This is a genomic window from uncultured Microbacterium sp. (genome assembly GCF_900078385.1).
GTDB lineage: Bacteria > Actinomycetota > Actinomycetes > Actinomycetales > Microbacteriaceae > Microbacterium.
On the sequence record NZ_FLQR01000012.1, the window covers coordinates 1 to 13444 of the forward strand.

The following is a 13444-nucleotide window of genomic DNA, read 5'->3' on the forward strand; positions in this document are numbered from 1 at the left end:
GGAGCGCCGCCGCGGGCCGCACTGTGTGACAGTCGACGCCCGGCTCAGCGCAGCGCGCCGCCCACGCGCTCGCGCACGGCGGCGGCGAGCTCCTCGACGGGGCGTGACGCGTCGAGCACGAGGAACCGCTCCGGCTCGGATGCCGCGAGCTCGAGGAAGGCCGCACGCACGCGCTCGTGGAACTCGGCCTTCTCAGCCTCGAGCCGGTCGAAGGGCTTGTCGTCGGCATCCAACCGGGCCCGCGCGGCGGCGGGATCGAGGTCGAGCAGCACGGTCACGTCCGGCAGCGCCCCGTCCGTCGCCCACAGCGACAGGTTACGCACCTCGCCGGCATCCAGCACCCGGCCCGCGCCCTGGTAGGCGACCGAGGAGTCGAGGTACCGGTCCTGGATCACGACGTCGCCGCGCTCCAGCGCCGGCCGTACGAGCGTCGCGACGTGGTGCGCACGGTCGGCCGCGTACAGGAGGGCCTCCGCGCGCGGCGCGATGTCGCCGCGGTGGTGCAGCACGATGTCGCGGATGAGCACGCCGACCTCGGTGCCGCCGGGTTCGCGGGTGCGCACGACGGTGCGTCCCTGCTCGCGCAGCCACTGCTCGAGGAGCGCGGCCTGGGTCGTCTTGCCCGACCCGTCACCGCCCTCGAACGTGATCCAGACGCCGGTCACTTCTTCGCGGCGGGCTTGCGGGCCGGCGCTTTGCGGGTCGTCGTGCGCTTGGGCGCGGGGCCCTTGGCACGCTTGTCGGCGAGCATCTGCACGGCGATCTCGAACGTGATGTCGTCGGGCATCTGGCCGCGCGGGATCGTGACGTTCGTCGTCCCGTCGGTCACGTACGCGCCGAACCGGCCGTCCTTGATCTTGATCGGCTTGCCGCTGACCGGGTCGGCTTCGAACTCCTTGAGGGCGCTCGACGCGGCACGGTTGCCGTACTTCGGCTGCTTGTAGATCTCGAGCGCCTGCTCCAGGGAGATCTCGAAGATGAGGTCTTCGCTGCCGATGTTGCGCGAGTCGGTCCCCTTCTTCAGGTACGGGCCGTACGGGCCGTTCTGCGCCGTGATGACGTCGCCGGTCTCCGGATCGGCGCCGACCGTGCGGGGCAGCGCGAACAGCTTCAGCGCGGTGTCGAGGTCGATGGTGTCAGGCGACATGCTCTTGAACAGCGACGCACGACGCGGCTTGGGTGCGACGTCCTTCTTCGCTCCGCGCTTCTTCGGCGCGTCCTCGGCAGGCGCCTCCGCTTCCGGGAGCACCTCCTCGAGGTAGGGGCCGTAGCGGCCGTCCTTCACGACGATGTCGCGGCCGGTGTCGGGGTTCTGCCCGAGCACGCGGTCGCCGGCGACGGGTGCGTCGATGAGCTCGCGCGCCTTCTCCGGGGTGAGCTCGTCGGGCGCGAGGTCTTCCGGCACGTTGACGCGGCGCGGGGTCTCCTCGTCGCCGGGAACCTCGAGGTACGGGCCGTACTTGCCGAACCGGAGGGTCGCCACGTCGCCGATGGGCGTCGAGTTGATCTCGCGGGCATCGATGTCACCGAGGTTGTCGACGATGTTGCGGAGGCCCCGGTGGTCGTCGGAGCCGAAGTAGAACTCGCGCAGCCACGCGGCGCGGTCCTGCTCGCCGCGGGCGATCGCATCCAAGTCGTCTTCCAGCGCGGCGGTGAAGTCGTAGTCGACCAGTTCGCTGAAGTGCTCCTCGAGCAGGCGGATGACGCTGAACGCGAGCCAGCTCGGCACGAGCGCCTGGCCGCGCTTGCTCACATAGCCGCGGTCGAGGATGACGTCGATGATGCTCGCGAACGTCGACGGGCGGCCGATCCCCTTCTCCTCGAGCGCCTTGACGAGCGAGGCCTCGGTGTAACGGGGCTTCGGGCTCGTCGCGTGGCCCTTGGGCTCGATGTCGCGCAGACGCAGCTCGTCGCCGACGGCGACGATCGGGAGGGACTGGTCCTCCGCCTTGTCGGCGTCGCCGCGCTTCTCGTCGCGCCCCTCTTCATACGCCTCGAGGAACCCCTTGAAGGTGTAGACGGTGCCGGATGCCGTGAAGGTCGCGACCTGTGCGCCGGCCTGGGCGTCCAGGGTCACGGTCGTGGTCTCGTACTTCGCGTCGGACATCTGGCTCGCGACCGTGCGCTTCCAGATGAGGTCGTAGAGCCGCAGCTCGTCGCGGTCGAGACCGGATGCCACGGACGCGGGCGTGCGGAAGCTCTCGCCCGAGGGGCGGATGGCCTCGTGCGCCTCCTGCGCGTTCTTGCTGTTGTTGCGGTAGCTGCGCGGGTTGGCCGGCACGGCTTTGTCGCCGTACAGCGCGACGGCCTGCTCGCGCGCCGCCGTGACGGCCTGCGCGGACAGCGCCGTCGAGTCGGTGCGCATATAGGTGATGTAGCCCTTTTCGTAGAGACGCTGCGCGACACCCATGGCGTGCTTGGCACTCATCGAGAGCTTGCGACCGGCCTCCTGCTGGAGGGTCGAGGTCGTGAACGGCGCCTTCGGGCTGCGGGATCCGGGCTTCGCCTCGACCGAGACGACGGTCGCGGTGCCGGCGGCTTCGAGGGCGGCGGCGAGGGCGCGCGCCTGCTCCTCGGTGACGACGACGACGGCCTTCTTGAGCTGACCGGCGTCGTCGAAGTCGGTGCCGCGGGCCAGCGGCGCGCCGTCGAGGCGCGCGAGGCGCGTCGAGAAGGACTCGGCGGCCTTCGCGGCGACGGCTTCGACGTCCCAGTACGACGCGGACACGAACGCCATGCGCTCACGCTCGCGGTCGACGACGAGGCGGGTCGCGGCGGACTGCACACGGCCGGCCGATGTCCCCTGGCCGACTTTGCGGCGGGTGACGTCGGAGACGTCCCAACCGTACAGGCGGTCGAGGATACGGCGGGTCTCCTGCGCGTCGACGAGTGCGAGGTCGAGCTCGCGGGTGTTGTCGACGGCGGCGCGGATGGCGTCCTTCGTGATCTCGTGGAAGACCATGCGCTTGACGGGGACCTTGGGCTTGAGCGCCTCGAGGAGGTGCCACGCGATGGCTTCGCCTTCGCGGTCTTCATCGGTGGCGAGCAGGAGTTCGTCGGCGGTCTTGAGGGCGCGCTTGAGCTCGGCGACCGTCTTCTTGCCGCGGTCGCTCTCCACATAGAGAGGGGTGAAGTCGTTCTCGATGTCGATCGAGTACTTGCCCACCGAGGTCTTCTTCAACTCGGCGGGGATGTCCTTCTTATTGGCCAGGTCACGGATGTGCCCGACCGAGCTGAGCACCTCGTACCCGTCGCCCAGGTATCCCTGGATCGACTTCATCTTCGTCGGGGACTCGACGATGACGAGCTTCTTGCCGTCTGCCACGGGGCGTCCTTTCTCCGAAGCACACCATACACACCGCGGGAGCAGGAGAATCCTGGGAGCGTCGCCGCTGTGCACTCACGGCGGCGGCCCCGCCCGTGCGCGGGCGCGCGCCGTGAAGACCCCCACCGGGGCGGATACCTCGACCGTCGCGATGAGCCCGTCGACCCTGCAGTCCTCCAGCGCAGCGCCGTGCCGGGCGGCGATCTCGGCGGCGCGTTCGCAGGGCACGCCCACGACCGCACCGGATGCCGCATCGGCTGCGGCGAGCGCGGATGCGTCCGCGGCGGAGGCCGCCCGGATGCTGCGGCTCGCGGCGACGCCGATGCCGGCGCAGCCCATCGCAAGGGTCGCCGTGACGGCGAGCGCGCCGACCGCAAGGCTCAGTCCGCTCACAGACCACAACCCATCCGGGATGCCATGACGAGGTCGCCCTCCTTTCTCTGCGGCCCCTGCTCCGGTGGTGTCATCTGCCGCCGCTCAACGCGCAGGATGACGCCCGGAGCGGCGGGAGGGGCAGCGGCACGGCGGACGGCGCGCTGGCGGTGGCGCACACCATATCCCCGTCCTGTCCGAGGCTGATCGTTCCGCCGAGCGCGGCGGCCACGGCTTGCACGCGGGCGTCGCTCTCCCCCCGCGCGGCGAGCCGCGCCGCCTGCGCGACGGCCTGCTCGAGGCGGACCTGGCGTGCCGCGCCGGTGAGCGTCGCGGCGGTGAGGAGCACGACCAGCACGACGGCGGGGACGACCACGGCGAACTCCGCCGTCACCGATCCCCGGTCGCCGTGGCGGATGATCATGCGACCGTGAGCGCGCGGCGGACGAGATCGGTCAGGATGCCGCGCACTTCGTCGCTGCGCATGATGATCACGAGGAGGCCGGCGAAGGCGACGGCGGCCATCGTGGCGATCGCGTACTCGGCGGTCGCGGCTCCCGTCTCGTCGTCGAACAGCGCCGCGGCGCGGCGCGCCGTGAGTCGGGGCAGAGGGTGCAGGGCGGCGACGCCGTCGCGGCGGGTGGTGAATCTGGTCATGGGTGGCTCCTTCGAGTGCGGGTGGGTGGGCACGGTTCAGAAGTGGGCACGGTCTCGGTGGGCACGGTCTCGGTGGGCACGGTTCGGGTGGGCACGGTTCTGGAGTGGGCACGGTTCTGGATTGGGCACGGTTGAGGGCGTCATGGTTCTGGATTGGGCACGGTTGAGGGCGTCATGGTTCAGAGGGTCAGCGGCGTGGCGCTCAGGACCGAGAGCAGCATCGGCGCGACGCCGAGAAGGAGGAAAGCGGGGAGCGTGCAGACGCCGAGCGGCAGCAGGAGGCGGCTCCCCAGCCGGGCGGCGCGCAGGCGACCGTCGGTGCGGACGCGGTGCCGCTCGGCGGCGGCCGCCGCGCGGAGCAGTTCGACGGCGGGCGCGCCGGCGCTCTGCGAGAGCGCGAGGACCAGGGACGTGGCGGCGGTCGGACCGCCGCCGCCGGACTCCTCGACGACCCGGAGCGCGCGGTCGATCGACACGCCGCCGAAGAGCGCGATCGCGACGACTTCGGCATCCAGCCCCGCGATCGACGGATCGGGCTGTGCCCGCGCGACGAGGCGCGACGACCAGCGATGCGCGACGACCATGAGCGTCACGCCGAGGGCCAGGCAGGCGATGCCGATCGGGTTGGTCGCGATGGCGACGACGTCGAATCCGAGCAGGAAGGCCATCCCGACGGCGACCAGCGGGAGCCAGGCGATGAGCCGGGCGGTCGCCGCCGGCTCGGCGAGCGCGACCGCGACGTCGTCGCGGGAGTCCTGCGCCTCGCGGAGCGCGTCGGCGAGACCCCGGAGGCTCTGCGCCAGGGGCGCGCCGACGGTCAGCGCCACCTGCCACGCGACGGCCACCTGTCGCCACGCTCCGCCCAGGGCGGCGACGGCGTCGGCGGGTGCCGTCCCGCGCTCGCCGGCCGCGCAGACGCGCCGCGCCCCGTCGTCTCCCGTGTCGGCGAGGTGCTCCCATGCCCGCGCGGGCGCGACGCCTGCCTGCAGGAGCACCGCGAGTCGGTGCATCGTCTCCGCCACCGCCGCGACGCCGTCCCCCGCAGCGTCCGTCCGAGCTCCCCGCCCGCCACGCCGGCGCACCCCGTCGGCCGGCTCGCCGCCGCCCGGCGCCGTCCGCGCCGGCCGTCTCCGCACCACGGCCGTCACGGGTCCGCCTCGATGATCTCCAATCGTCCGCCGGGCGCAACCGGCCGGGCGATACCGGTCACGCGACGGACGCCATCGGCCGCTCGCTCGACGTGGACGACGGCGCCGATCGCGCTGACGACCTGGCGCGCGACGGCGTGGTCGTCCATTCCGGCGAGCGACCCGAGTGCTTCGAGCCGAGCGGGCACGTCCCGCAGCGCGCCGGCGTGAACCGTCCCGGCGCCGCCGTCATGACCGGTGTTGAGCGCGGTCAGAAGCTCCCGCACCTCCTCACCGCGGCACTCCCCCACGACGAGCCGATCGGGGCGCATCCGCAGCGCCTCGCGCACGAGACGGCTGAGCGGCACGCCCCCGGCGCCTTCCAGATTCGCCTGCCGCGCCTCGAGTCGCACGTGATGGGGGTGCGCGATCCGCAGCTCCGCGACGTCCTCGATGGTCACGATCCGCTCCTGGTGCGGCACGAGCCCGAGGAGGCAGGCGAGCAGCGTCGTCTTCCCCGCCCCCGTCGCACCGGTGACGAGGACGTTGGCGCGCCCGGAGACGAGCGCTTCGAGACGCGCGCCCGTCGCGGCGTCGAACATCCCCGCTCGCCCGAGATCGTCGAGCCGCGGGGAGCCGGTCGCCGGGAGCCGGATGGAGATCGCGGTGCCCTGACACGACACCGGCGGCAGCACGGCGTGCACACGGGCGCCATGCTCCCAGCGCACGTCGACGCAGGGCGACGCGTCGTCGAGGTGACGACCGCCGAGGCCGATGAGCGAGACGGCGAGCGCGCGGACCTCGGCATCGGCGGCGCGCCATCCCCCGATGCGCTCGGCGCCCGCGCCGCGGTCGACGAACAGGCCGTCGGATCCGTTGATGAAGACGTCCGTCACGTCGGGATCCGTGAGGTAGGGCAGCAGCGGAGCCAACGCGGGGTGATCGGGCACGCGCCGCGGCTCTTCGCGCACCGGCGCCGCGCCGCCGCGCACTCTCATGCCGCCCCCGCCCCCGCCGCCTCCGACGTCGGCAGGCGCGCGAGAACCGTCCCGCCCAGGCCCCGCCGCGCGTGCCACAGCGCGGGGACGGACCACGAACAGCTCGGACATGCCCCGACGCTAGGCCGGCGGCATCCACCGCACGCCAGGTCAGAGGCAACCCGTGGACAGCCACCCGGCAACCCGTCCTGGGGAGGAGCCGCACATCCGGCACCGACCCCGCCGGGCGACGACCGTCCACGGCGGAAATCCCCGGAAACCCGCCGGAAAAGAGAGAGGGCGGCATCCCATTGGGGGGAATGGGATGCCGCCACATGCGAGCGCCCGTTATGGGGGTATCGGGACGCCGCATCGCCAGAATCAATGTTCGGCCGACCCGAGCTTACGCAACGAACCTGAGAGGACAAATTCGCACCGCCGTCGGCAACCGATATATCTCTCCGCCCCCCCGGCATCTCGACCACCCGGCCACCCGGCCACTCGACCACCCGGCCACCCACTATCGGCGGTAGTGGGTGGGAACCGCCGCCGTTAGATTGTCCGGAATCGTCGCGGCACCCGTGCCGCCTCCCGCACAGCCGCGGACCGTCGCAAAGGAGCGCGCCAAGATGAGCAGTCAGATCGACCACCTGCTGAATGAGACCCGCCGGTTCTCCCCGCCCGAGGCGTTCGCCGCGCAGGCGATCGCGACCGCCGACCTGTACGAGCAGGCCCGCACCGACCGGGAGGGCTTCTGGGCCGACCGGGCGCGCGACCTGCACTGGGACACGCCGTTCACGCAGGTGCTCGACTGGTCGAACCCGCCCTTCGCGCAGTGGTTCGCCGACGGAGAGCTGAACGTCGCCTACAACTGCCTCGACCGGCACGTCGAGGCGGGCAACGGCGACCGCGTCGCGCTGCTCTGGGAGGGCGAGCCGGAGGGCGATGCGCGCCGCGTCACCTACGCCGAGCTGACCGACGAGGTCAAGCGCCTCGCGAACGTCCTCATCGGCCTCGGCGTCGAGGCCGGCGACCGGATCGCCATCTACATGCCCATGATCCCCGAGGCCATCGCCGCGATGCTCGCGTCGGCGCGGATCGGCGCCATCCACTCCGTCATCTTCGGCGGGTTCTCGGCCGACAGCCTCCGCTCCCGGATCGACGACGCCGGCGCCAAGATCGTCATCACCGCCGACGGCGGCTACCGCAAGGGGCGGGTCTCCCCGCTGAAGCCCGCCGTCGACATGGCCCTCGCCGACCGCAACGGCTCGGGCCCGCAGGAGAGCGTCGAGCACGTGCTCGTCGTCCGGCGCACCGAGAACGAGGTCCCGTGGCGTGAGGGCCGGGACCTGTGGTGGCACGATGTGGTGCCGCAGGCATCCGCCGACCACGAGGCGCAGCCGTTCCCGGCCGAGAATCCGCTCTTCATCCTCTACACGTCCGGGACGACCGGGAAGCCCAAGGGCATCCTGCACACCTCCGGCGGCTACCTGACGCAGGCGGCGTTCACCAACAAGGCCGTGCACGACATCCACCCCGAGACCGACGTCTTCTGGTGCACCGCCGACATCGGGTGGATCACCGGGCACACCTATGTCGCGTACGGCCCGCTCGCCAACGGCGCGACGCAGGTGCTCTACGAAGGGACGCCCGACACCCCGCATCCGGGCCGCTGGTGGGAGATCGTGGAGAAGTACGGGGTCACGATCCTGTACACCGCGCCGACGGCGATCCGCTCGTTCATGAAGCTGGGCCGCGCGATCCCGAAGAAGTTCGACCTGTCGTCCCTGCGCCTCCTCGGGTCGGTGGGCGAGCCCATCAACCCGGAAGCATGGATGTGGTACCGCAAGATCATCGGCGGGAAGTCCGCCCCGATCGTCGACACCTGGTGGCAGACCGAGACGGGCGCCATGATGGTCTCCGCCCTCCCGGGCGTCACCGAGACCAAGCCCGGCAGCGCGCAGGTGCCGGTCCCGGGGATCTCCATCGACGTGGTGGATGACGACGGCAAGCACGTCGGCAACGGCAACGGCGGCCTGCTCGTGGTCACCGAACCCTGGCCCAGCATGCTGCGCGGGATCTGGGGCGACCCGGAGCGTTTCAAGGAGACGTACTGGGAGAAGTTCGAGACGCAGGGGTTCTACTTCGCCGGCGACGGCGCGCGCCTCGACGACGACGGCGATGTCTGGTTCCTCGGTCGCGTCGACGACGTCATGAACGTTTCCGGTCACCGCCTGTCGACCACCGAGATCGAGTCGGCGCTCGTCGGCAACGACGCCGTCGCCGAAGCTGCCGTCGTCGGCGCCGCGGACGAGACCACCGGCCAGGCCGTCGTCGCCTTCGTGATCATCAAGGAGAGCTACCTCCACGAGCACTCCCCCGAGGGCCTCGCCGGCACGCTCCGCGCCTGGGTGGGCGAGATGATCGGGCCGATCGCCCGCCCGCGCGACGTCTACATCGTCGGCGAGCTGCCCAAGACCCGCTCCGGCAAGATCATGCGCCGCCTTCTCCGGGACGTCGCAGAGGGCCGCGAAGTCGGGGACACGACGACCCTCGCCGACACGGCGGTCATGAGCGTCATCTCGGCGCAGGTGCGATAGGCACGCGACCGCGTCACGAGAGAGGGCGCCCTCGAGCAGCTGCTCGGGGGCGCCCTTCGACGTATCGCGGGGTCAGGCGAACGAGAAGACGACCTCGACCTCGACGGGGCTGTCCAGCGGCAGCACCGGGACGCCGACGGCGGCGCGGGCGTGCCGGCCGGCCTCCCCGAAGATCTCGCCGAGCACGGTGCTCGCCCCGTTGATGACTCCCGGCTGTCCGGTGAACTCGGGGACGGATGCCACGAAGCCGGTGACCTTGACGACGCCGGTGAGGCGGTCGACTCCGCCGACGACGTCGGCGGCCGCCGCGACGGCGTTCAGCGCGCACTGGCGCGCGTACGCCTGGGCGTCGGAGGCCGGCACGAGGCCGTGCCCGTCACCCACCTTCCCTGCGGCGGGGAGGGCGCCGGCGATCATGGGGAGCTGGCCCGAGGTGTAGACGAGGTCGCCGTGCACCCGCGCGGGCACGTACGCCGCGACCGGCGGGACCACCGGCGGAAGATCGATGCCGAGCTCGGCCAGACGTGCGGAGACGCCCATCATGCGTCGCCGAACTGCTGGGCCGCCTGCGCGGCCGCGCCGAGGCCGGCGTTCGCAGAACCCTGCCCGGACGGTCGCTTGAAGTAGCCGACGAGCCCGCCCTCCGGACCGGGGACGACCTGCACCAGCTCCCACCCCTGTTTGCCCCAGTTGTTGAGGATGGCGGCGGTGTTGTGGATGAGCAGCGGCGTGGTCATGTATTCCCACGTGGTCATTCGGACTCCCGGAAATCGGCGCGACGCGGGAGAGCCCCCGAGGCTTCCCTCAGGTATCTCCCTTACGATCAACCCTATGCCCCAGAAGAAACGGACGGCCAGCGGTGTGCTCGGCGGCCTGCTCGGTCTCGTCGGTCTCAGCGCCGTGGCCGGCATCCTCGTCACCGCGACGGTCACCCCCGCGATCGCCGTCTCCGGCTATGCGGCATCCAGCGCGATCACGGTGTTCGACAACATGCCGAGCTACCTCGAGATCGACAAGCTGATGCTGCCGACGCAGATCTACGCCGAGAACAGGGATGGCAAGGACGTCCGCATCGCGGAGTTCTACGACCAGAACCGCATCCCCGCCACCTTCGACAAGGTGTCGCCGGTCATGTACGACGCGATCCTCTCCAGCGAGGACAAGAACTTCTACACGCACGGCGGTGTCGACCTCGTCGGCACCATGAGCGCCCTCATCAACAACGCCGTCGGCGGCAACCAGCGCGGTGGCTCGTCCGTCACCCAGCAGTACGTCAAGAACGTCCTGCAGCAGAACTGCGAGCTGAGCGCCAAGAACCAGGAGGAAGTGCAGAACTGCTACCTCCAGACGACGGTCGCCGAGGGGGCCGAGGGCTACCAGCGCAAGCTGCAGGAGATGCGCTATGCCATCCAGCTCGAGAAGGAGTACTCGAAGGACGAGATCCTCATCGGCTACCTCAACATCGCGCACTTCGGCGGTGTCGTGTACGGCATCGGCGCCGCGGCGCAGTACTACTTCGGCACGACGCCCGCGAAACTGACGATCGCCGAGGCCGCCACGATCGCCGGCATGGTGCAGGAGCCGAACACCTACCGCATCGACATCCCGGCGGGATCGACGACCGACAGCGCGGGCGAGCCCGCCAACAGCGCCGAGGACGGCTACCAGCTGACGCTGGACCGCCGGAACTATGTGCTCTACCGCATGCTGGACGACGGCAAGATCACGCAGGAAGAATACGACGCCGCGAAGGCGCTCCCGATCGAGCCGAAGATCACGAAACGCACGCAGGGCTGCACGATCGCGAAGGGTCGCGAGTTCTTCTGCGACTACGTGACGTCGATCATCAAGACCGACAAGGCGTTCGGCCCCACGCCCGAGGACCGCGCGGCCGCGCTTCGCCGTGGCGGCCTCAAGGTCTACACGACGGTCGACTTCGACCTCCAGGCTGCGGCCCGCGACGCCATCGATGTCGTGCCCGCCGGCGTCGACTACATGAACCTCGGCGCCTCCGGCATCCAGCTCGAAGTCGGCACCGGCCGCATCCTCTCCATGGTCCAGAACCGCGCCTACGACGCGTCCGGCGGCGATGGCAAGAAGACCACCGCCGTCAACTACAACGTGCGAGAGAAGAACGGCGGCGGCGGCCATTCGGCGGGCTCGACCTACAAGGTGTTCAGCCTCATCAACTGGCTCGAGCAGGGTCACTCGGTCAACGAGTTCGTCAACGGTCGTGTCGGCACCAAGACGGTGCAGACATGCGACGGCCAGACGCAGTCCGTCGAGGCGGACAACTCCGGCCAGGCCGGGCACGTCGGCAACTTCGAGAGCAGCAGCGGCTACAACGGCACGATCTACAACTTCACGAAGGACTCCCTGAACTCGGGCTTCCTCTCGATGGCGCAGACGATCTCGGTGTGCAGCACGAACCGGATCGCCATGAAGATGGGCGTGATGCTGGGCGACGGCGGCGCGCTGGATCAGAACAACTTCGCCTACAACGTCCTCGGTGACCAGGCCGTCGCGCCGATCGACATGGCCGCCGCGTACGCCGCGATCGCCGGCAAGGGCATCCTGTGCGCGCCGAAGGCGATCGACAAGGTGCTCGACGCCGACGGCAACGAGCAGCCGATCCCGGAGACGAAGTGCGAACGCGTCATGAGCGAGGCCGTCGCCGCGACGGCCGCGTACACGCTCCAGGGCGTCATGGACGGCACCGGCGTCGGCTCGAAGACCTACGACGGCACCCCGATCTTCGGCAAGACCGGCATCCACGAGTACGTGCACACCTGGATGGACGGCTCGTCCACCGAGGTCGCCACGGTCGTCTGGGTCGGAAACGTGCTGGGCAAGAAGAAGCTCAACGACTACTACGAGAACGGCTGGATCCTCTCCCGCATCCGCAACGCCATCTGGCCGGTGATGCAGCGCGCCGCGAACGCGAAGTACGGCGGTGACCAGTTCCCCCAACCGGACGCGACGCTCACCAAGCGCACGTACGTCACCCTCCCGAGCGTCATCGGGATGTCGGTGGACCAGGCGACGGACACGCTGCGCCGCGCGGGCTTCTCGGTCAGCGTCGGCGACGCCGTCGACGGCACCGAGGCGGCCGGTACCGTGATCCAGCAGGACCCGGGCGCCGGGCGCGTCGCCGCCGGCGTGAACGTCACGATCCGCCCCAGCAACGGCCAGGGCATCTCGGTGCCCGCGGTCAACGGCACGCCGGAGGACGCCGCCGAGCAGCTCCGCGCGGTGGGGATCACCAACGTCGAGGGAGCCTGCACGGAGAAGGAGGACGCGCCGAAGGACGGTCAGGTCACCGGCACCTCCCCCGCCGCCGGCACGATGATCAGCCGCGGCACGAAGGTCACCGTCGCGTACGAGGCGAAGAAGTGCCCGTGACGCGAGCCCGCAGCGGTCTCGGCGCCGGCCCCGTGAGCCCCTGGCTCGTCGGGGCCGGCGCTGTTGCGGCGCTCGGCGCGGGCGCCGCCGTCTGGGGCATCGGCATCGAGCGGTACCTGTTCACGATCCGTCGGCACGAACTGACGCTGCTCCCCCGGGGTGCGGCGCCCATCACGGTCCTGCACCTCTCCGACGCCCACATGGCGCCGTGGCAGCGCTACAAGCAGAGCTGGATCGCGCGGATCGCCGACGAGGTGCGGCCCGATCTCGTGATCAACACGGGCGACAGCCTCGGCCACGAGCGGGGCCTGGAGGGTATCCGCCGCGCCTTCGCGCCGCTGCGCGGCGTGCCCGGCTTCCACGTCCACGGGTCCAACGACCGGGTCGGCCCGTCCGCACGCAATCCGCTGAAGTACTTCTCCGGCCCGTCGCGCCACATGCCGGTGGTCAGCGACATCGACACCGCGCGGATGGACGAGTTCTTCTCCGACGAGCTCGGCTGGACGGACCTCGACAACACCGCCGCCACGCGCACGGTGGCCGGCCTCCGCATCGACGCGTTCGGCATCGACGACGCGCATCGGGACTGGGACGATGTCCCGGCATCCGTCGACGCGCTCGCGCGGCTCGGCGATCGCGCCGCCGCGGATCTGACGATCGGCGTGACGCACGCCCCGTACCGCCGAGTCCTCGACCGCTTCACCGAGGCGGGGGCCGACATCCTCTTCGGCGGGCACACCCACGGCGGGCAGGTGCGCATCCCGTTCTCGCCGAGCGCGCTCGTCGCGAACTGCGACATCCCGCTCGATCAGGCGCGGGGCCTCAGCACGTGGACCCATGCGGAGCGCACCGTCCCGCTCAACGTCAGCGCCGGTCTCGGACACTCGATCTACGCGCCGGTGCGATTCGGATGCCGGCCCGAGGTCTCGGTGCTCACCCTGCGTCCCATCGCGTGAGCCGATTCGTCCAGAGCGCCCGGACAGG

12 protein-coding genes are annotated in these 13444 nt (G+C 70.8%); 3 read left to right on the top strand and 9 right to left on the bottom strand.

All coding sequences use genetic code 11. The features are described from left to right. Positions 1-44: 44 nt before the first annotated feature. From tmk to QZL85_RS14190, 7 genes are all read right to left on the bottom strand, one after another. Entirely contained in the window at positions 45-665 is a 621-nt protein-coding gene (tmk, locus tag QZL85_RS14160) for a dTMP kinase (protein WP_295577923.1), read from the bottom strand. Continuing rightward, positions 662-3325: a type I DNA topoisomerase gene (gene topA, locus QZL85_RS14165; RefSeq protein WP_295577925.1), complete on the bottom strand. Its 2664-nt coding sequence runs from the start codon at positions 3323-3325 to the stop codon at positions 662-664. Before topA ends, tmk begins: the two co-directional genes overlap by 4 nt. A gap of 75 nt (positions 3326-3400) precedes the next feature. Further along, a complete protein-coding gene (locus QZL85_RS14170; RefSeq protein WP_295577927.1) occupies positions 3401-3718 on the bottom strand; it encodes an Rv3654c family TadE-like protein in 318 nt (105 codons plus the stop codon). Between the two features lie 70 nt (positions 3719-3788). Beyond that, positions 3789-4121, bottom strand: a complete 333-nt coding sequence (locus QZL85_RS14175) for a TadE family type IV pilus minor pilin (protein ID WP_295577929.1) — start codon at positions 4119-4121, stop codon at positions 3789-3791. Next, the gene (locus QZL85_RS14180) at positions 4118-4354 is read right to left on the bottom strand and encodes a DUF4244 domain-containing protein (RefSeq protein ID WP_295577931.1); all 237 of its coding nucleotides are present in this window, start codon (positions 4352-4354) and stop codon (positions 4118-4120) included. Before QZL85_RS14180 ends, QZL85_RS14175 begins: the two co-directional genes overlap by 4 nt. 179 nt (positions 4355-4533) lie before the next feature. Beyond that, a complete protein-coding gene (locus tag QZL85_RS14185) occupies positions 4534-5502 on the bottom strand; it encodes a type II secretion system F family protein (RefSeq protein ID WP_295577933.1) in 969 nt (322 codons plus the stop codon). Continuing rightward, on the bottom strand, positions 5499-6479 hold the full coding sequence (locus tag QZL85_RS14190; RefSeq protein ID WP_295577935.1) for a TadA family conjugal transfer-associated ATPase: 981 nt from the start codon (positions 6477-6479) through the stop codon (positions 5499-5501). The genes QZL85_RS14185 and QZL85_RS14190 overlap by 4 nt, the downstream gene beginning before the upstream one ends. Before the next feature lie 608 nt (positions 6480-7087). Here QZL85_RS14190 and acs point away from each other — a divergent pair. Continuing rightward, on the top strand, positions 7088-9058 hold the full coding sequence (acs, locus tag QZL85_RS14195; RefSeq protein ID WP_295577938.1) for an acetate--CoA ligase: 1971 nt from the start codon (positions 7088-7090) through the stop codon (positions 9056-9058). Between the two features lie 72 nt (positions 9059-9130). On the opposite strand, the gene QZL85_RS14200 is transcribed toward acs, so the two are convergent. Then, positions 9131-9598: a RidA family protein gene (locus tag QZL85_RS14200; protein WP_295578164.1), complete on the bottom strand. Its 468-nt coding sequence runs from the start codon at positions 9596-9598 to the stop codon at positions 9131-9133. After that, positions 9598-9813, bottom strand: a complete 216-nt coding sequence (locus tag QZL85_RS14205) for a DUF4177 domain-containing protein (RefSeq protein WP_295577940.1) — start codon at positions 9811-9813, stop codon at positions 9598-9600. The genes QZL85_RS14200 and QZL85_RS14205 overlap by 1 nt, the downstream gene beginning before the upstream one ends. A gap of 76 nt (positions 9814-9889) precedes the next feature. Here QZL85_RS14205 and QZL85_RS14210 point away from each other — a divergent pair, with 76 nt between their 5' ends. Then, positions 9890-12460, top strand: coding sequence for a transglycosylase domain-containing protein (locus QZL85_RS14210; RefSeq protein WP_295577941.1), 2571 nt, complete (start codon positions 9890-9892; stop codon positions 12458-12460). Continuing rightward, entirely contained in the window at positions 12457-13416 is a 960-nt protein-coding gene (locus tag QZL85_RS14215) for a metallophosphoesterase (RefSeq protein WP_295577943.1), read from the top strand. Before QZL85_RS14210 ends, QZL85_RS14215 begins: the two co-directional genes overlap by 4 nt. Positions 13417-13444 lie beyond the last annotated feature (28 nt).